At 44.9% G+C, this 18130-nt stretch carries 20 protein-coding genes; 3 read left to right on the forward strand and 17 right to left on the reverse strand.

All coding sequences use genetic code 11. The features are described from left to right. Positions 1-657 carry a DUF421 domain-containing protein gene (locus MOF34_RS00080; RefSeq protein ID WP_019715228.1) on the reverse strand — a complete coding sequence of 219 codons (657 nt, stop codon included), beginning with the start codon at positions 655-657 and terminating at the stop codon, positions 1-3. Between the two features lie 196 nt (positions 658-853). Between MOF34_RS00080 and MOF34_RS00085 the strand changes: the two genes are divergently transcribed. Beyond that, positions 854-1243, forward strand: coding sequence for a TIGR04086 family membrane protein (locus tag MOF34_RS00085; RefSeq protein ID WP_032728255.1), 390 nt, complete (start codon positions 854-856; stop codon positions 1241-1243). Positions 1244-1448: 205 nt separating this feature from the next. On the opposite strand, the gene yajC is transcribed toward MOF34_RS00085, so the two are convergent. The 9 genes from yajC to iolG all read right to left on the reverse strand — a co-directional run bounded on the left by yajC (position 1449) and on the right by iolG (position 8908). Further along, positions 1449-1715, reverse strand: a complete 267-nt coding sequence (yajC, locus tag MOF34_RS00090; RefSeq protein WP_003222677.1) for a preprotein translocase subunit YajC — start codon at positions 1713-1715, stop codon at positions 1449-1451. 41 nt (positions 1716-1756) lie between these two features. Further along, positions 1757-2902, reverse strand: a complete 1146-nt coding sequence (gene tgt / locus MOF34_RS00095; RefSeq protein ID WP_019715230.1) for a tRNA guanosine(34) transglycosylase Tgt — start codon at positions 2900-2902, stop codon at positions 1757-1759. Positions 2903-2928: 26 nt separating this feature from the next. Beyond that, positions 2929-3957, reverse strand: a complete 1029-nt coding sequence (gene queA / locus MOF34_RS00100; protein ID WP_019715231.1) for a tRNA preQ1(34) S-adenosylmethionine ribosyltransferase-isomerase QueA — start codon at positions 3955-3957, stop codon at positions 2929-2931. 28 nt (positions 3958-3985) lie between these two features. Beyond that, the gene (locus MOF34_RS00105; protein WP_019715232.1) at positions 3986-4186 is read right to left on the reverse strand and encodes a DUF2905 domain-containing protein; all 201 of its coding nucleotides are present in this window, start codon (positions 4184-4186) and stop codon (positions 3986-3988) included. Beyond that, positions 4179-5183 (reverse strand): Holliday junction branch migration DNA helicase RuvB, encoded by a 1005-nt coding sequence (gene ruvB, locus MOF34_RS00110; protein WP_019715233.1) that lies wholly within the window; start codon positions 5181-5183, stop codon positions 4179-4181. The genes MOF34_RS00105 and ruvB overlap by 8 nt, the downstream gene beginning before the upstream one ends. Before the next feature lie 10 nt (positions 5184-5193). Then, positions 5194-5799 (reverse strand): Holliday junction branch migration protein RuvA, encoded by a 606-nt coding sequence (gene ruvA / locus MOF34_RS00115; protein ID WP_003222665.1) that lies wholly within the window; start codon positions 5797-5799, stop codon positions 5194-5196. Positions 5800-5936: 137 nt separating this feature from the next. After that, entirely contained in the window at positions 5937-6449 is a 513-nt protein-coding gene (gene bofC / locus MOF34_RS00120; protein WP_268397799.1) for a sporulation cell-cell signaling protein BofC, read from the reverse strand. Between the two features lie 47 nt (positions 6450-6496). Next, entirely contained in the window at positions 6497-7804 is a 1308-nt protein-coding gene (locus MOF34_RS00125; RefSeq protein ID WP_268397801.1) for an MFS transporter, read from the reverse strand. A 78-nt stretch (positions 7805-7882) separates the two neighbouring features. Further along, positions 7883-8908, reverse strand: a complete 1026-nt coding sequence (gene iolG, locus MOF34_RS00130) for an inositol 2-dehydrogenase (protein ID WP_019715236.1) — start codon at positions 8906-8908, stop codon at positions 7883-7885. 236 nt (positions 8909-9144) lie between these two features. On the opposite strand from iolG, the gene MOF34_RS00135 reads away from it, so the two are divergent. Beyond that, positions 9145-9792, forward strand: coding sequence for a phosphotransferase (locus MOF34_RS00135; RefSeq protein WP_268397803.1), 648 nt, complete (start codon positions 9145-9147; stop codon positions 9790-9792). A 45-nt stretch (positions 9793-9837) separates the two neighbouring features. Here MOF34_RS00135 and MOF34_RS00140 read toward each other — a convergent pair whose 3' ends face one another. Further along, on the reverse strand, positions 9838-9960 hold the full coding sequence (locus MOF34_RS00140; protein WP_268397804.1) for a hypothetical protein: 123 nt from the start codon (positions 9958-9960) through the stop codon (positions 9838-9840). 264 nt (positions 9961-10224) lie between these two features. Here MOF34_RS00140 and MOF34_RS00145 point away from each other — a divergent pair, with 264 nt between their 5' ends. Continuing rightward, entirely contained in the window at positions 10225-11679 is a 1455-nt protein-coding gene (locus MOF34_RS00145; RefSeq protein ID WP_268397805.1) for an alanine/glycine:cation symporter family protein, read from the forward strand. A gap of 40 nt (positions 11680-11719) precedes the next feature. Here MOF34_RS00145 and MOF34_RS00150 read toward each other — a convergent pair whose 3' ends face one another. The 6 genes from MOF34_RS00150 to nadB all read right to left on the reverse strand — a co-directional run bounded on the left by MOF34_RS00150 (position 11720) and on the right by nadB (position 18075). After that, complete coding sequence (locus tag MOF34_RS00150; RefSeq protein ID WP_268398059.1) at positions 11720-12442, reverse strand: YebC/PmpR family DNA-binding transcriptional regulator; 723 nt, start codon at positions 12440-12442, stop codon at positions 11720-11722. A 103-nt stretch (positions 12443-12545) separates the two neighbouring features. Further along, positions 12546-13142, reverse strand: coding sequence for a YhcN/YlaJ family sporulation lipoprotein (locus MOF34_RS00155; protein ID WP_268397806.1), 597 nt, complete (start codon positions 13140-13142; stop codon positions 12546-12548). 148 nt (positions 13143-13290) lie between these two features. Next, positions 13291-14457 carry a spore coat assembly protein SafA gene (gene safA / locus MOF34_RS00160; RefSeq protein WP_268397807.1) on the reverse strand — a complete coding sequence of 389 codons (1167 nt, stop codon included), beginning with the start codon at positions 14455-14457 and terminating at the stop codon, positions 13291-13293. Positions 14458-14572: 115 nt separating this feature from the next. Next, complete coding sequence (nadA, locus tag MOF34_RS00165; protein WP_268397808.1) at positions 14573-15679, reverse strand: quinolinate synthase NadA; 1107 nt, start codon at positions 15677-15679, stop codon at positions 14573-14575. Beyond that, on the reverse strand, positions 15666-16526 hold the full coding sequence (gene nadC, locus MOF34_RS00170; protein ID WP_268397809.1) for a carboxylating nicotinate-nucleotide diphosphorylase: 861 nt from the start codon (positions 16524-16526) through the stop codon (positions 15666-15668). Before nadC ends, nadA begins: the two co-directional genes overlap by 14 nt. Further along, a complete protein-coding gene (nadB, locus tag MOF34_RS00175) occupies positions 16480-18075 on the reverse strand; it encodes an L-aspartate oxidase (protein WP_268397810.1) in 1596 nt (531 codons plus the stop codon). The genes nadC and nadB overlap by 47 nt, the downstream gene beginning before the upstream one ends. Between the last annotated feature and the right edge of the window lie 55 nt (positions 18076-18130).

The following is an 18130-nucleotide window of genomic DNA, read 5'->3' on the forward strand; positions in this document are numbered from 1 at the left end:
TCACGTGCGGTGCCCATCTTTTTCATCTATAAATAACTCACCGTCAGTAAACGAGCAAAATGAAATACCTGAAGGATTTGCATATCCGTGTTTTCTTAGTTTTTCAAGCAGCCACTGTTTGTCTTTGTCAATTCTGGACAGGTTTTCTGTTTGAATAGAGCCGTCTATAATGAGCGGCATTTCGAGCTGCCGCTGTTCTCCGCTGTTTTCTTTCTTTACAACGGTCAGTTTGCCTGACGGCTCTAAAATGGCAAATGATACATCAGCTACTCTGTCGATATTATTTTCCCTGAGCTGAACCAATAAATCATCGAAATTATAACGCTGTGATTTCATAGCATCTTCGTCAATTTCCCCATATTTAATAATAATGGTCGGCTTTCCGTCAAGAAGCTGGCGGACCTTTCGGTTTTTTAAAGAAAAGTATGCCAAAGTTACTTGGATGATCATTAATACAAGCATTGGCAAAATGGTATGAAATAGATGATCATCTACGTTTTCTATAGCTAAAACGGCAATTTCAGCCATCATGATAAAGACAACGAGATCTAAAATGCTAAGCTCCCCGATCTCCCGTTTGCCCATAAAACGAAAAATGACCAATATCACAAAATACAATATGACTGTGCGAAACGTAATAGTGAGAAGCTCTTCCATCATGCACCTCCAACTCATTATAGGTTGCAACAAAACGAATAATTTATGTAAGAAAACCGATTGTATTTCATAAAGCTTTTACGTCTAATTCACGGGATAGGGGAATACATTTTTACAAAGACGAGCCATCAGCATGTCTGGCGGCTTTGTTCAAAAAGAACAGAAGCCTTTTAATACAGGCAGAGAGGAGACATTCATGGAGGAAACGAAACAAGTTGGAAAAGGCATTCTCTACGGCTTAATCGCTATTTTCTCAGCCATGCTCCTGACGAGTTTAGCCGTTTCACTGTTACTGACGGCAACCTCGCTGGAAGAGTCATCATTTAACTGGCTGATCACCGCCATCTCATTTCTTTCTTTGTTCATCGGCGGGTTCATTTCTGGCGGTAAAGGGAAGGAAAGAGGCTGGATGATCGGGGCATTGACTGCCTTAAGCTTTTCTCTGATTATTTTATTGTTTCAGTATTTAGGGTTCGGAAAGACATTTACAGCGGAACAGCTGCTCTTCCATCTTGGATTTTTAGGGGTGTGCATGCTGGGCGGGATTTTCGGCGTGAACATAAGGGGAAACAGGTCTTCCACATAAAAAAATCGGGATTCCCCGCTCTTTCAGCATGTCGACAACTTTCACATTCGTTGTCAGGCTAACGTTTCCGGTACTCACGAATTTCAACATTCGGTGTGCTCCGGCACTCAGCCTTCCTAAACTTCAAGGGTACGAAAAAAAGATACAAAAAAAGAGCGGGCTCACTCACCCGCTCTTTTTTGCTTGCTATGTATAGCTCCTGCTGTTATTCAGCAGCAGAAACTTCTCTGATCGCGCGGCGGTCGAACGTAAGACGTGTGTTTTCACCAGTCTTAATGACGACTTTGCTCTCGTCGATAGAGTCAACAGTACCGTGCAATCCCCCGATTGTCACTACTGAATCGCCTTTTTTCAGTTCCTCTTGCATTCGGCGTACTGCCTTTTGCTGTTTTTGCTGAGGACGAATCAGCAAGAAGTAAAGGACCGCAAACATTAAAATAATAGGAACCAATGTACCTAAAGTGCCTGTCATGATTTTCACCCCTTTCTGTAAGCTTGTTTTTCATTTTTATTTTAGAAGCTTTTCGCATTTGGCTTGTTGTAGCCGTAACGCTCAAAGAACTCTTCTCGGAAATCACCCAGACGATCCTCGCGAATAGCCTGTCTTACCTGCTCCATTAAGTGTAACAGAAAATGAAGGTTATGGTAAGTTGTTAATCGAAGGCCAAATGTTTCATTACAGCGGATCAAGTGTCTGATATACGCGCGAGTGTAATTTTTACATGTATAGCAACCGCACTCTTCATCAATCGGACGGAAGTCTCTTTCAAATTTCGCATTTTTCATATTGAGACGGCCTTCAGCTGTAAACACAGTGCCGTTTCTTGCAATCCGAGTCGGCAGCACACAGTCAAACATGTCGACCCCGCGGATCGCTCCGTCGATCAGCGCGTCCGGAGAACCAACTCCCATCAGGTATCTCGGTTTATCCTTCGGCAAAAGCGGTGTTGTAAACTCGAGCACACGGTTCATGACATCCTTCGGTTCACCGACAGATAATCCGCCTATAGCATATCCCGGGAAATCAAGAGAAATCAAGTCCTTCGCGCTTTGCGTGCGCAGATCTTCATATTCTCCGCCTTGTACAATGCCAAACAGCCCTTGTTCATCCTGACGGTTGTGGGCATTCAGGCAGCGTTCCGCCCAGCGGCTTGTCCGTTCTACTGACCGCTTCATATAATCGTACTCTGCCGGATATGGCGGGCACTCGTCAAACGCCATCATAATATCAGAGCCGAGTGCGTTTTGGATCTCCATCGCTTTTTCCGGAGATAAAAACAGCTTGTCTCCATTTAAGTGATTGCGGAAATGAACACCCTCTTCCTCTATATTACGAAACTTGCTTAGAGAAAAGACCTGAAAACCGCCTGAATCTGTTAAAATCGCGCGGTCCCAGTTCATAAATTTATGGAGCCCGCCCGCTTCTTTCACAATATCTTGGCCCGGGCGGAGCCATAGGTGATAAGTGTTGCTTAAAATGATGCCTGCATCCATTGCTTTCAGCTCTTCAGGTGACATCGTTTTCACTGTCGCCAGTGTGCCGACCGGCATAAAAACTGGTGTTTCAAAGGAGCCGTGTGGGGTATGCACTTTGCCCAGCCGCGCTCCTGTTTGTTTGCATTCTTTTATAAATTCATAGCGTATTGGTTGTTCAGCCACTTTTGATGAGGCCTCCTGTTCTTAAATTATAAAATCAGCATCGCGTCTCCGAAGCTGAAGAAACGGTATTCCTCTTCCACCGCATGGTTATAAGCGCGCAGAACGTTTTCTCTTCCAGCAAGCGCGCTCACCAGCATAATCAATGACGATTTCGGCAAATGGAAGTTTGTAATCATTCCGTCAATGCCTTTAAATTCATAGCCTGGATAAATAAAAATAGATGTCCAGCCGCTTGAAGCTTTAAATTGACCGTCATGTTCCCCGGCAATCGTTTCAAGCGTGCGTGTCGATGTCGTGCCGACGGAAATGATCCGGCCGCCCTTTTCTCTCACTTTGTTTAAGGCTGCAGCCGTTTCTTCTGACATTTGATAAAACTCCGCATGCATATTATGCTCTTCAACATCATCGGCGCTCACAGGGCGAAACGTTCCAAGGCCTACGTGCAGAGTGATGAACTCAATTTGCACACCTTTGTCTTTCAATTGCTGCAAGATTTCTTCCGTGAAGTGAAGGCCTGCAGTAGGCGCGGCCGCAGAGCCGATTTCTTTTGAATACACGGTCTGGTAGCGCTCTCTGTCATCAAGCTGTTCCTTAATATATGGCGGGAGCGGCATTTCTCCCAGGGATTCCAGCACTTCGTAGAAAATGCCGTCATACTGGAATTCCATTTTTCTGCCGCCATGCTCAAGCTCTTCCGTGCAGACAGCCTTCAACCTTCCGTCTCCAAATGTCACAACGGTTCCTTTTTTTACACGTTTCGCCGGTTTGGCAAGTGTTTCCCACCTGTCACCAGCTTCCTGTTTCAGCAAAAGCAGTTCCACTTTTGCGCCGGTATCCTCTTTTGTGCCGAATAACCGAGCAGGCAGCACACGGGTATTGTTCAGCACAAGACAATCTCCTTCTTTAAAGAAGCTGATAATGTGTTTAAACGAGCTGTCAGCCAGCTCTCCTGTATGTTTATCAAGCACCATCAGCCTTGAAGCATCACGCTGCTCCAACGGCACTTGTGCAATTAAACGATCCGGTAATTCAAAATCAAATAAATCGACTTTCATGACATTTCACCTTTATTCTAGTCTTTTGTTATTTCATTCTGCCGAAAAGATTAAGCAAAATTGATAATACCACACTTATGATGATACAAGTGACAACCGGGAAGAAAAACGTGACATTTCCTTTTTTCACAAAAATATCTCCCGGCATCTTGCCGACAAAATGCAATACTGCTCCGATGAGAAGCAAAACAGCTCCAAGAATCATAATCATCTTAGGGAATTCAGTCATATCGGGGAGCCTCCATTTGGAAATGATGATAAACGGCCGGTGTCACGATCCTTCCCCGCGGCGTTCTTTGGATAAATCCGATTTGCAGGAGGTACGGTTCGTACACGTCTTCAATCGTATGCGATTCTTCGCCGATCGTGGCTGAAATGGTATCAAGACCCACCGGGCCGCCGTTAAATTTTTCGATCATGCCCATCAGCAGCTTGTGATCAATATGATCCAAACCGAGACGGTCAACCTGCAGCCGTTCCAGCGCATCCTGCGAAATCTCTTCCGTGATCCGGCTGTCACCCAGTACCTGAGCGAAATCCCGAACCCTTCTCAGCAGGCGGTTCGCTACGCGGGGCGTCCCTCTCGATCGCCTGGCGATTTCGAGAGCAGACGGTTTATCAATTTCAACTTCGAATACATCAGCAGTTCTTGTGACAATGTTCGCCAGCTCTTCTTGCGTATAGTACTCAAGTCGAGACATTACACCGAATCGATCTCTTAACGGCGCCGTCAAAAGCCCTACCCTTGTCGTTGCGCCTACCAGCGTAAAAGGCGGAAGATCGAGCCGGACCGAGCGGGCAGAAGGACCTTTGCCGATCACAATATCCAGACAAAAGTCTTCCATCGCAGGATATAGCACCTCTTCAATCGATCTATGAAGCCTATGTATTTCATCGATAAATAATACATCTCCCGGCTCCAGCGCCGTTAATATGGCAGCCAAATCACCAGGTCTTTCAATCGCAGGCCCAGATGTCGTACGTAATTCCACTCCCATTTCATTGGCAACGATGGAAGCAAGCGTTGTTTTCCCGAGTCCGGGCGGCCCGTACAGAAGAACATGATCGAGCGTCTCCTGTCTCATTTTTGCCGCATCTATAAACACACGCAAATTTTCTTTCACCTTATGCTGCCCGATGTACTGCGCCAAATTTTGCGGCCTCAGGCTTTGCTCTATCACTGATTCATGGTTGTCTGCTTCACTTGAGACGAGCCGTTCATCCATGAACATCACCTTACTTCAATAGTTTTTGTAATGCTTTTTTCACATACTGGTCTGTTGTGAGTCCAGTATCTTCTTTTAAGTGAGGAAGCACCTTTTTGATTTCTTTTTCAGCATATCCGAGAACCCTGAGGGCCTCTAGCGCTTCTTCGAGAGCTGTTTCTGCTGTTTGTTTTTCAAGCCTTTCTTCATGATTAAACAGATTTTCAATCATTTCAGGCACTACATCAGCGAGTTTTCCTTTTAAGTCAAGAATAATCTGGCGCGCGGTTTTCTTTCCTACACCAGGAAACTTGACCAAAAAGGCTTCATCTTCATTTTCAATCGCTTGGATTACCGCTCCCGGATCACCTGAGCCCAAGATGGCGAGTGCGCCTTTTGGACCGATTCCGGTCACGTTTAATAGTTTTGTAAAGAGCGCCTTCTCCTCCCTTGTTGAAAAACCGTAGAGCGAAAAAGCATCCTCTCTGATATGATGGTACGTAAAAATCGTTTCTTGGTTTCTCTCCTTATATATAAACGGATTCGGCGTGAAAATCTGATAGCCAATGCCGCCGTTCTCTATCACAATATATTGGGGAGATACATAATCAATCGTGCCTTTAACAAATTCGATCACGCAAATTCACCTCTTTGACTGTTCTTCATTGTACCATAAAAACAGCCAAAGTCTTATAGAAAAGTTAACATACGTTCGCTTCTCTCTCATTCTCCTACGAAAAAAAGACATGATTACATGTCTTCAATCAGCGGACGTTACCCGCTGTATGTCTTTATATGTTCTATAACATCCTCAAACTCCGCTTTGGTCCGGAATGGAATGCCTTTCAACAAATTTTTTTGCATATGGCTTTCCAGCCTTTCTAAATCAATTTGAAAAAAAGACTGAATCGGTTCGGAAGCTGACTCAGGCCGACCATGAAAAGTGGAGATCACTCCATTGTCCGAAACACCGATATACCCATTTACCTTACTGAGCGGAGAAATATCGTCCATTTGCTTCCTGAAGAGCACATACCCCTTTTTTTGCTCGACAAGAGTCCAGCCGGCATAGGCTGCCCAAAAATCATCCGTAGAAAGCACTTTTTCATGTTTATGCTCAATGCTGACATCTCCGTCCAAGTACACTTTCTCAAGCTGCACATGCACCTGCAGCGGTTCATAGTGCTCCACTTCCGCTCCAAGCGCGCGGGGCGGATCACCTATTAGAAATGCTGTGGCTGAGCAAAGAATGCCCAGCAAAAGATACGCCGTGCTGAATCGTTTCACCCTCTACACCTCTTTGCACACGTTTATGACTAGTTTGACCAATGAGGCTACTGCTTAACCGTTTTCTCTAAATTTGTTTGCACGTTTTCTCTGATAAATCGTTCCTCTGTATACACATCGGCGCTTTTCTCAGAAATCGTCAAGAATTGTGTCAGAAAAGCGCTGAAAAAATACAATACCGCAAAGATCCAAATAACCCCGCCTGCACCGAGCGGTCCAATGAAAAGACTGACGATGCCCGGCGCGATAAACGCACATAAACCAGATCCCAGATTCAAGACTGACATGGCAGCACCTTTATTATTAGGTGCAAGCGTCGGCAAAAGCGCGCTTAATGGCACGTAGCCAGCCAATGCCGCACCGTAACAGCAAGCGATAATCATCAGCACCCAATACTGATGCCCGATCAACTGAGGCGTGTAATAAAGCGCCAGCGTAAAAATGCCGCACCCAACACCGCCAAACCACATCACGGTATTGCGCCAGCCAAGTTTATCTCCGACTGCACCGAAAATGATATTAAACACGATATTCACAAAAAACAGCGTCCCCCATATTTGCAGCCATTCCGAAACAGAATACCCGTAACGCGCTAAATAAGTAGGGAGAAAGATGGCAAATCCGAATTGTCCTATGGCATTAATCGTCTTGACCACACCGCCGATGCCGACTTTAGGGTTTTCAAACATAATTGTAAATGCCTTCGACAGTTCTTTCCATTTCGGCTGATCTTGTTTTTGTACCGGTGTAAATTTATCTTTGTTAAAAAACAGGGCGAGGAATCCGCCTGCCGCCACAAACAGTAAAGCGCTCCAAAGCGTATTGATTTCTCCAATAGCCGGAACCGCAAAGCTGGAATAGAACGGCCCGAGCACGTTAAGACCGCACGTAAACATAAACCAAAACCAGCCGACGGCTTTTCCGAGAATATGATGAGAGGTGCTGTATGACACCCACACGAGAAAAGAGTATGCAAACAGGGGATATCCCAATCCTCTAAGTGCATAGCTGCCTAAGAGAGCCGGATAATGCATATGAGGAATCGCCCAGCCGATAAAAGCGGCCGAACCGAGGATAAATGCAAGCAAGCCGACAGTCATCGTTTTTCTTGGCCCCCAAGTTTGGACAAACGCGCCTGAAAGCCAAGCCGAGATGGTGACAGCAATGCCGTACATGGTAAATAATGATGCGGATTGCTGCATACTGAGACCATGATCAACGAGAAAAGGAGACAGCCAGCCTTGTTCGAGCCCGTCTCCAACCATAAAGATGACAACGCCGATATAACCCCAAACCATGTGAGAAGGAATTCCGATATTATCCAAAACATTTCCTTTAGGATGTGCTATATTCATTTTCTCCACCGCCTACTTTTTTATAAAGTATCAATGGAGGTTCTATACCCAAGCTTGCTGAATTGTAATCCCGTTTGGTCAAAAAGCGACTTTTTCAGTATGCTCAATACTGACAGGCATGCCAAAAGCAAGCGATTGCTGTGCCGCTCTGGCGATCCTTTCCGCCTGAAAACCGTCATTGCCGGTGCAGGCAGTTTCCCGGTTTGTTTCAATCGCTTCTGCAAACCGAACAATCTCCTCCTCATACGCATCCTTATAACGTTCAAGGAAAAAGAAATGCGGTTTATCCTTCATCACAAAATCAGCAGTTGACACTTCAACCGTCGTCGGCCTGCTGTTGTCCGCCGCTGCAGAGCCTTTCGTCCCGAAAACCTCGACTCGCTGGTCATACCCGTACACAGCTTGGCGGCTGTTGTCAATCACAGCCATGGCACCGTTTTCAAAAGTCAGTGTAATGACAGCCGTATCAATATCGCCCAGCTCTGCAAAAGAGGGATTCACCAGAGCCGCCCCTTTTGCATACACTTCCGCCACCTCGCTTCCCATAATATACCTGGCCATATCAAAATCATGGATTGACATATCCATAAACAAGCCGCCTGAAGTACGGACATAATCTATATTCGGGGGCTCCGGGTCCCGCGACGTAATTTTTAATAAATGAGGGGTACCGATTTCACCCCTTTCAACAATTGTTTTGATTTTCTTAAAATGAGGATCAAAACGGCGGTTGAATCCGACTTGGAGTGCAACCCCGTATTTCCGGACAGCCGCAAGCGCTTCTTTTGTTTTGTCCAGAGAGAAACTGACGGGCTTCTCACAAAAGATATGCTTTTTTGCCTCGGCTGCTTCTCTTATCATCTGTGCATGTAAGGCTGTCGGTGAGCAAATAAAAACAGCGTCAATATCCGGATCATGTAATAACTCACGATAATCAGAGGTTATGTATTCAATCTGATGACTGTCGGCCCAGCTCTTTATACGGCTTACCTGAATATCAGAGACTGCTTTTATTTTCATATGAGGAATCCGGCTTATATTTTGAACATGAAGTTTGCCGATGCGCCCTGCACCGATAATCCCTGTCACAATCTGTTTTGTCATGGCTTTTTCCCCCTTGAACATTCACGAAAGCGCTTTATTTAAAATTAATACTATCTCATTTGTAAGCGCTTTTCAAGAATGGAAATAATCGCTCTATGTCTCTTTTATCACAATTAATACTTATAGGTAGCCTTCTTCTTCAAGACCAGATACACTAGAATTAGGCTCTTTTTCCTGAACAGTTTATGATTTTCCTATAAACAACTGCATAAAATAGAGCAAAGAAGGTGAATGAAATGCTGACAAGAGCAGAGGCACTGGCCCATTCAGTCATATACCGCAAGAACAGCAGATTTGATAAAGTCAAAGAAAAATCTGAGGAATTAACACTAATCGGCAAGGGAAGAAGCGCCTATGTGTTTGCCTTAACAGAGGGCGATCGAAAAATGGCGCTGAAAGTATTTTTTCCGGAGTATCAAGCGACAGCCGTCAAAGAAGCCGCGATCTATGAAAAATTAGCCGGGTCCCCATTCTACCCTGACATTTACGAAACTGGTGATTCATTTATTCTCATGGAATATATTAAAGGCGAAACCTTTTATAACTGTCTGAAGAAAGGCATTGCGATCAGTGATGACATGATTCAGCAGGTTGAAGAAGCACTTTCTGACGCCCGGGCAGCCGGCTTGAACCCGTCAGACATTCATTTAAGGAATCTGATTTTGACAGAAACCGGGGCAGTGCGGGTGATTGATGTTGCAAGGTTCGAACAGACAAAAACGTGCACCCAGTGGGACGATTTAAAATCAGCTTATCATGCACTCTACAAAAAACCGATATTCCCCAAAAAGATTCCGGGTTTCTGGCTGGAGATTATCGCATTTTTATATAAGAAAGATTGGTTCCAAAAACATTTCGCACAGCGGAAAAGAAAATATTCTTAAATCAAAGAGGCAGCCGCACAAGCGGCTGCCTTCGTTCATATATTTTTACTTTCTGGCGGCAGAAATCAGTTTCATTTGTTCAGGCGACAGCTTAATTCGATAGCCTCTCACAGTTAAGTAGACCGTTTCTGTGCCATTCTCGCTGGAATGACAATACGTTTTCTCCATCTCTGTCTCCCCTCACCCTTTATTTGTTTTATTTCATCATACCACCGCTTTATTGAGGGAATTTTAAGGAAATGTAAAGATAACATGAACCTGATAGGTGGTGACATTTTAGAACAACACAGCGTAATCAATACGCGGCATTTATTCTTTTCTCTTATTGATAATTACCAGTCATATAATGTGACAAATCGATTGTAAAAATAGTTCGATTAGCCCAAAATCCTTTTTATACATGTATTCAAAATGCAGTGGGGAGGAAGCTTGATGGCAGATTTTGTTACCAGTTTAAACGCAGTCTTATGGAGTACCCCCGTCATTTATATTTTATTGGGTATTGGATTAATCTTCTCTATTATGACCCGTTTTTTACAAGTCAGACATTTGAAAGAAATGATTGATCTGATGTTCAAAGGAAAGAGCTCTGAAGCTGGCGTTTCTTCTTTTCAAGCATTATCGATTGCGCTGTCAGGACGAGTGGGGACAGGAAACATTGCGGGTGTGGCGACAGCAATTGCATTCGGCGGACCCGGTGCGGTGTTCTGGATGTGGGCGATTGCCTTTATCGGTGCTGCGAGCGCCTTTGTTGAGTCAACTCTTGCCCAAATTTACAAAGTAAAACAAGGCGGCCAATATCGAGGTGGTCCGGCTTATTATATTGAAAAGGGCTTAGGCATTAAGTGGTTTGCCGTCTTTTTTGCCGCTGCTGCCCTTATTGCAATGGCCCTTCTGATGCCGGGCGTGCAGTCCAACTCCATTGCGGCTGGCGTCAAAAATGCATTCGGCATCTCTCCTGCCATTACGGGCTGTGTTCTCGTTTTATTATTAGGGTTTATCATTTTTGGCGGCGTCAAACGAATTGCCAGTGCCGCGCAGATGATTGTTCCGTTTATGGCCATTGGTTATATCCTGCTGTCTTTCATCATTATTGTCACGAATGTTTCTGAATTGCCTGCTGTAATCTCATTGATTTTCAAAAGCGCTTTTGCTTTAGATTCCGCTTTTGGCGGCCTGGTCGGCATGGCGATTTCCTGGGGTGTCAAACGAGGCATTTACTCAAACGAAGCCGGCCAGGGAACAGGCCCGCATCCGGCTGCCGCTGCAGAAGTTTCCCACCCGGTCAAGCAGGGGCTGGTTCAGGCATTTTCTGTTTATATCGACACATTATTTGTATGTTCCGCTACAGCCTTCATGATCTTGTTTACCGGCATGTACAATACTCAGGCTGCAGATGGTTCCTATATCGTTCATCAAATTAAAGGCGTAGAGGCGGGGCCAGGTTTCACACAAGCGGCCATTGACAATGTTCTTCCCGGATTCGGTGCAGGCTTTGTTGCCATCGCATTATTCTTCTTCGCACTTACAACAATTATGGCGTATTACTACATCGCAGAAACAAATATTGCCTATTTAGCACGAGGCAGAGAAAGCAAATGGGCAATGCTTGGCTTAAAACTGATTATTTTAGCCGCGACGTTCTATGGAACTGTGAAAACCGCTTCTCTTGCTTGGGCATTAGGCGATGCAGGGCTCGGCATTATGGTATGGCTGAATGTCATTGCAATTGTGCTGCTAGCCAAACCGGCACTTCTCGCTTTAGAGGATTACGAGCGCCAAAAGAAGCAGGGCTTAGACCCGGTCTTTGATCCAAAAGCGCTGGGGATTAAAAATGCTGATTTCTGGGAGAAAGAATACACTCATGAAAATGAGCGTGTCTCTTGAAGGTACAAAAACCGGCCCGATATGACATCGTGCCGGTTTTTTATGAGCGATAATTAGTATACACTTCTTGAACATCATCGTCATCCTCAAGGATGTCGATCAATTTTTCCAGCTTTTCAACAGCCTGATCATCGGCCTCTGCATAGGTTTTCGGTAGCATGGTCACCTCTGCCGAAGAAATTGGATATTTCGATTCGAGAGCTGTTTTTACCTCTTCAAAATGATCGGGCTCTGTTAATACCCTATATTGGCCTTCTTCATTCTGCAGCTCTTCTCCCCCAGCTTCCAGCACATCAAGCATGAGCTCATCTTCTTCTATTTGCCTGTCTGTACGGTCGATTGCAATAAATCCCTTTCGTTCAAATAAAAAGGCTACACATCCGCTTTCTCCCAGACTTCCGCCATTTTTATTAAACGCTGTCCGCACATTTGAGGCCGTTCGGTTTTTGTTATCTGTTACACATTCAACCATCACAGCAATCCCTGATGGGCCATAGCCTTCATAGGTGATTTCCTCATAGCTGCTTCCATCTAAGCTCCCCGCAGCTTTTTTAATGGCACGGTCTATATTTTCATTCGGCATATTGGCGCCTTTTGCTTTTTCGATGACAAGACGCAATGCTGAGTTTGCTTCAGGATCAGCTCCGCCTTCTTTCGCTGCCACATAGATTTCTTTCGCAAGCTTCATAAATATTTTCCCGCGCTTTGCATCCTGCGCATTTTTTCTTTTTTGGATGTTTTTCCACTTGGAATGGCCTGCCACATTTTCACCTTCTTTTACATTATCTATGTACACTACTTTATTGGGTATTGATTGCTGTTGCAATGAAAAGGCTGCCGAACATCACTTCCGGCAGCCTTCATCCTTAGCGGGTGTTCATTTTATAAAGTTTTCTGAACAGTCCTTTATCTGTGGACACTTGAACGTCACGGCCATTCGCATAATTGCGCGCCGCCTTTGCTACGTTATCCCTGTCGGACTTTGTGAAGTCTGTATGGCTTCTGACTGCGACGACTACTCGGTCATCCGTTACCATCACTTGTGTGTCATTTACATTTTTCACTTGTTTCACACGGTTGGCAATTTTTGCAGCCAGTCTTCTGTTTTCTTGGTTATCATATCCGTTGTTCGTTGCGTTCCGATTCATGTTTCTGTTATTCGTGTTGTTATATGTTCCATCAGTTGCCAAAGGAACGCGATCGTCAGCAGTAACACGGTCACGGTTATTCACATTCGTGGTGTTTTTATCGCCATTCTGGTCCTCCATTAATTCAGTAACAGGACCATCATTGTCGACCATTCCTTCTTCCTGTCTATCAGTGTCGTTTTCATTTGAATAGTATCCGATTGGACGGGTATTGCCGTTATTGCGTGTATCATTCTGAGCATTATCGTTTGCTCCGCATGCTGTTAAGCCCGCTGTCATTAGAATCAAGCTTGTGATCATCATTTTTTTACCCAATGGAAAAACCCCCCGTGGACGAATTGAGCATGTTTGCTCGTTTTTATCATGTGCGGTTGAGGGGCATATTAAGCGTGTCAGTTCTGTCCAGTTGACTGTGATCTGCGCCTAAACAAAAAAAAGGAACGATTTACATCGTTCCGAACAATCACTCATTTTCTTCTTCCGGCCGGCCAAACATTTGGTTTACAGAAGGCTGATTCGCCATTGGCATAGAGGCTCCGGCCGCATACGGATTTGGATTTGGATTTGGATTCGCTCCGCCATATGGCATATTAGGTGTTCCATATGCTAAATGTCCGGAATAGCCAGGTGCGGAGTAATATGGCTGGTGATCATCGTCACAGCCGCAATCGTCATGATCTTTGTACGGCATGTATCCTGGGGCCGCTGGCGGCTGGTATGCACCCATCACTTGAGGAGTGCCATAATGAGGGCCATACGGCATATGTCCATACGGTGATCCATAAGCCGGAGATGCATATTGAGGCGCTCCATATGAACCGAAATGTCCGTGATGAGTGTTTTCATGATACTGGTTATCATATTGACCCGGATCATACTGAGGTGATACAAAGCTTGGCTGGTATCCATGTGGCTGATACATTGGATAAGGTTGTGCCGGATAGTACGGGTGGCATAATCCTGACCCTGGAAGAATTGGTGAAACAGGAACGGGACATGGCACGCAATGAGCCGGATAATGATGATAAGGCTGAACAGCCGGCATATTCGGAACTGTGTGTTGAACGTTTTCTTCTTCCATACCGCCTACCTCTGGCACCTTTGGCATATTAGGCATATTCGGATAATTTGCATTTTCCATATTACTCATAGCCTCCTGTTGTGGAAATTGATCTTGGTCTTGCATGTGATACATAGGATCCATATTTCCCTCATGTTGTTTTTTCGGCTCCTCCGGTTTAGGAGGCGACCAAGGCTGGAAAAGCTGTTTCGTATCATAATAATCGTTCACATCAGCTTCAGGATACACATTCTCCTGTAAATTAGGCATTGGCGGGACATACGGCACAGACTTCTTTTCTTTCGGCTTTGTGTCTTCTACGTCAACAACGGATTTAGGCTTCTCTTTCGCATATGGATGATCTTGCTTCCCAGGCGCCGGACTTTTGCCTGTTTGTGGCTCTTTTCTGACTGGGACACCTTCAGACGGCACTTTTATTTTCATTCCAGGCATGATTAAGTCTGGATTGCTGAGCTGTGTATTAAGCTTCTTCACTTCCTCAATATCGACTCCGTACTTTTCAGCTATTTTCAAGAGCGAATCGCCTTTTTGAACGATATGGATTTTCAACGTTTTCCCCTCCTATGCAAAACGTGAACAGTTCAGCTTTGATTACAATATGTTTCTTCACAACATATGCCTGAACAAAAGAAGTTATGAGTACAGGAGGGGAAATATTTCTGATTTACGTGATCGAAAGCATTCGATTCAGAGCAAGGAGGGCATCTTGCTGAATGGCTTTTGGCACCTTGATCACGCCCGAAGGTTCTCCTTTTTCTATTTGTTCCAAAGACCACAGCAAATGCGGCAAATCGATTCGGTTCATTGTCAGACACGGGCACATGTCAGGATTAAGTGATTCGATTTGTTTATCGGGGTGATCGTGAATAATCCGCTGAACAAGATTCATTTCTGTTCCGATTGCCCACTTGCTTCCCTCCGGAGCCTGGTTGATTGTATCGATAATATATTTTGTAGATCCGCTGTCGTCACTTAGTGTCACGACTTCATGTGAACACTCCGGATGCACAATGATCCGTATATCAGGATCACGGTCCCTCACATCATGGATATTTTTTGTGGTGAATTTTTCGTGAACAGAGCAGTGCCCTTTCCACAAAATCACTTTCACATTCTTATGCTCAGATTCAGCTACTAATTCATCTTTTATCGGATCCCACACAGCCATATCCTCAAGCGCGATATTCAGATCAGAAGCCGTATTTCTCCCTAAATGCTGATCAGGCAAAAATAAAATTCGTTTTTTCTGAGTAAACGCCCATGTAAGCACTTTTTTCGCATTCGAAGAAGTCACAGTCGCTCCGCCATGCTTACCGACGAAAGCCTTGATCTCCGCAGTGGAGTTCACATAAGTTAAAGGTATGATCGTATCTCCAAATATATGCTGAAGCTTCTCCCACGCCCTATTGGTCTGCTGCATGTCAGCCATGTCGGCCATCGAACACCCTGCTCTCATATCAGGCAGGATGACCGTTTGTTCCTCTCCTGTCAGCATATCAGCGGTCTCTGCCATAAAGTGCACGCCACAAAAAACAATATAATCAGCTTCTTTGTTTTTTTCCGCAATTTGAGCCAGCTGCAGGGAATCACCTGTTTGGTCAGCAAATTGTATCACTTCATCTTTTTGATAATGATGGCCCGGTATAAAGAGCCTGCTGCCGAACTTTTTCTTAATGGCGGCAACACGAGTTTCCATTTCTTCTCTCGACATTCCTTTGTAACCTTCAGGCATCATATCATTCGATCGTTTTATCATATCAAGAATTGACATAACGGCATTCCTCCTTTGATAGTGTAACATCCATGCTGATATCTAAACTTTTGACGGAATGAGTCAAAAATCCTAAAGAAATATAATTCACTCCCGTCCCTTTATAAGCAGCCAAAGATTCTAGCGTAATCCCGCCCGAAGCTTCAGTTTTTATATGGCCCGGTGTGAGAGTTGCAAAATGACGGACCGTCTCAGGCGGGCAGTTGTCAAACATAATAACATCTGCGCCTGCTTCAATTGCTTCCCGCAGTTGTTCCTCCGTTTCAATTTCCACTTCGATATTTACCATATGCCCCACAGTCTGGCGCGCTTTTCGGCATGCCTCTAAAATAGAGCCGCATGCTGCAATATGATTGTCTTTAATCATGACGCCGTCATACAAACCGAACCGATGATTATACCCGCCACCCGCTCTGACAGCGTATTTTTCCAGCATTCTCAGCCCCGGTGTTGTTTTTCTCGTGTCACAAATTTTAATCTGTTCATCATCCAGCCTACGGACAGCCTCCCTTGTCATCGTCGCAATTCCTGACAGCCTTTGAATAAGATTTAATACGACCCGCTCTCCTGATAAAAGCGCAGCCGCCGGACCGCTTAACACGGCAATCACTTCACCTTTTCGCAACATGTCCCCATCTTTTTTGTGTATAATGATTTGAACATTTTCATCTAATAAAGCAAAGCCTTCTTTTATCACCGCAGCTCCTGCAAAGATACCGTCTGACTTTACAACAATCTCCGCTTCACAGCTCTGTTCTCCAAAGATAGACTGCGATGTAAGATCCCCCATGCCTATATCCTCAAGAAAAAAGTGATTCAACAATTTTTTCAGCTTTAACAGATTCATTTTTCCAAATCCCCTCGTTTTTTATAATCCTTGTTCCCTTTTTTGTATGGACAATTTGTCTTCCTTGCCAGCGCACATCAGCTTGAGGAAAATCGGTGCGGTAGTGAGCCCCTCTGCTTTCCTCCCGCAAAAGCGCAGAAGATGTCATCAGCTTTGCAGCCTGCCATAAATGAGAAAGCTCCAGCTGAGGTAATGTGATGTCTTTCACATTCATTTCCTGAAAAGGCAGCATATCAAGCCAGTTGCTCAGCTCAATCAAACTGCCTTGTTCCCGCAAGATAGACATGTGGCTTGTCATTCTGCTTTGCAATTCATACACCTCTATATTCGGCACCTTGTAGACTACGCTGATGTCTGATGATGATTGATATTGCCTGTTATAAACCGGTTTTTGCATAATATGCTTTGCTGCTCTTTTTCCAAACACCAGCGCCTCCAACAAAGAATTGCTCGCAAGCCGGTTGGCTCCATGTAAACCGGTACATGCGGTCTCTCCAATCGCATAAAGCCCCGGCACTGTCGTTTCCCCCCAGCAATTAACTGAAACCCCTCCCATCAAGAAGTGCATTCCCGGAGCAACAGGTATTTTTCCACTTTGAATATCAACCCCTGCTTTATCACAAATAGCGGTGATGGTAGGGAAACGTGCTTCGAAATCAGAAATCGCACTGCAGTCGATGTAAACGCGGTTTCCTTTTGCCAGTTCTTCATGAATAACCCGTGAGACGATGTCCCTTGGAGCCAAGTCACCTAAAGGATGTCGTCCAGCCATAACGCGGCGGCCATTTTCGTCAACTAAACATCCACCTTCCCCTCTGACTGCTTCTGAAACAAGCCCATAAGAAACACCATTTTTCACAAGCAGTGTCGGGTGAAACTGGGTAAACTCTAAATCAGTTAATTCCGCTCCGGCACGGTAAGCTAAAGAAAGGCCGTCACCTGTGACAGATGAATCGTTCGTATGGTGAAGAAACAGGCTCCCGCATCCGCCAGCCGCCAGCACAACTTCATCCGCATGTCTTACCTTGATCTGCCCCTGACTGTCTTTTGTCATGACGCCGATACAGCGTCCATTTTCAACAAGCAAATCTGCCGCTGTTTCATGCTCGATTAAATCGATTTTGCTTTCGATCTGTTTCAGCAAATAATCAACAAGCAGTCTGCCTGTTGCGTCTCCGCCCGAATGAAAAATACGGTTGTATGTGTGGGCTCCTTCTCTACCAAGACAAACATCGCCTTGTTCATTGCGGTCGAATGGAAATTCATTCTCCAATAGACTTTGAATCATGTTTTTTCCATCATGTAAAACGTCTGCTGCAATTGCAAGGTCGTTATGTCCGCATCCTGCATATAACGTATCCCTCAAATGGGCTTGAATCGAGTCACCTTTCGCATAAGCCGCAGCAATGCCGCCTTGCGCATAGACAGAGTTGCTACTTTTGACACTTTTTTTAGTGATAACAGTCACTTCATATGAAGACGGGAGAGCTGACGCTAAAGAAAGTGCCGCCGCCCCTGAACCGATGACTGCAATCGTCTTTTTAGACATATGCCACCCTCCTGTTGTTTACACCTGTCTTGACACCTATATTTACACAAGGATA

Source organism: Bacillus sp. T17B1 (assembly GCF_026796395.1).
GTDB lineage: Bacteria > Bacillota > Bacilli > Bacillales > Bacillaceae > Bacillus > Bacillus spizizenii_A.

Bases quoted from the DNA above. Each gene is read 5' to 3' on its own strand.
- MOF34_RS00080 (WP_019715228.1), bottom strand. From the start codon at position 657: ATGGAAGAGCTTCTCACTATTACGTTTCGCACAGTCATATTGTATTTT.
- MOF34_RS00085 (WP_032728255.1), top strand. From the start codon at position 854: ATGGAGGAAACGAAACAAGTTGGAAAAGGCATTCTCTACGGCTTAATC.
- yajC (WP_003222677.1), bottom strand. From the start codon at position 1,715: ATGACAGGCACTTTAGGTACATTGGTTCCTATTATTTTAATGTTTGCG.
- queA (WP_019715231.1), bottom strand. From the start codon at position 3,957: ATGAAAGTCGATTTATTTGATTTTGAATTACCGGATCGTTTAATTGCA.
- MOF34_RS00105 (WP_019715232.1), bottom strand. From the start codon at position 4,186: ATGACTGAATTCCCTAAGATGATTATGATTCTTGGAGCTGTTTTGCTT.
- ruvB (WP_019715233.1), bottom strand. From the start codon at position 5,183: ATGGATGAACGGCTCGTCTCAAGTGAAGCAGACAACCATGAATCAGTG.
- MOF34_RS00125 (WP_268397801.1), bottom strand. From the start codon at position 7,804: ATGAATATAGCACATCCTAAAGGAAATGTTTTGGATAATATCGGAATT.
- iolG (WP_019715236.1), bottom strand. From the start codon at position 8,908: ATGACAAAACAGATTGTGACAGGGATTATCGGTGCAGGGCGCATCGGC.
- MOF34_RS00135 (WP_268397803.1), top strand. From the start codon at position 9,145: ATGCTGACAAGAGCAGAGGCACTGGCCCATTCAGTCATATACCGCAAG.
- MOF34_RS00140 (WP_268397804.1), bottom strand. From the start codon at position 9,960: ATGGAGAAAACGTATTGTCATTCCAGCGAGAATGGCACAGAAACGGTC.
- MOF34_RS00145 (WP_268397805.1), top strand. From the start codon at position 10,225: ATGGCAGATTTTGTTACCAGTTTAAACGCAGTCTTATGGAGTACCCCC.
- nadA (WP_268397808.1), bottom strand. From the start codon at position 15,679: ATGTCAATTCTTGATATGATAAAACGATCGAATGATATGATGCCTGAA.
- nadC (WP_268397809.1), bottom strand. From the start codon at position 16,526: ATGAATCTGTTAAAGCTGAAAAAATTGTTGAATCACTTTTTTCTTGAG.
- nadB (WP_268397810.1), bottom strand. From the start codon at position 18,075: ATGTCTAAAAAGACGATTGCAGTCATCGGTTCAGGGGCGGCGGCACTT.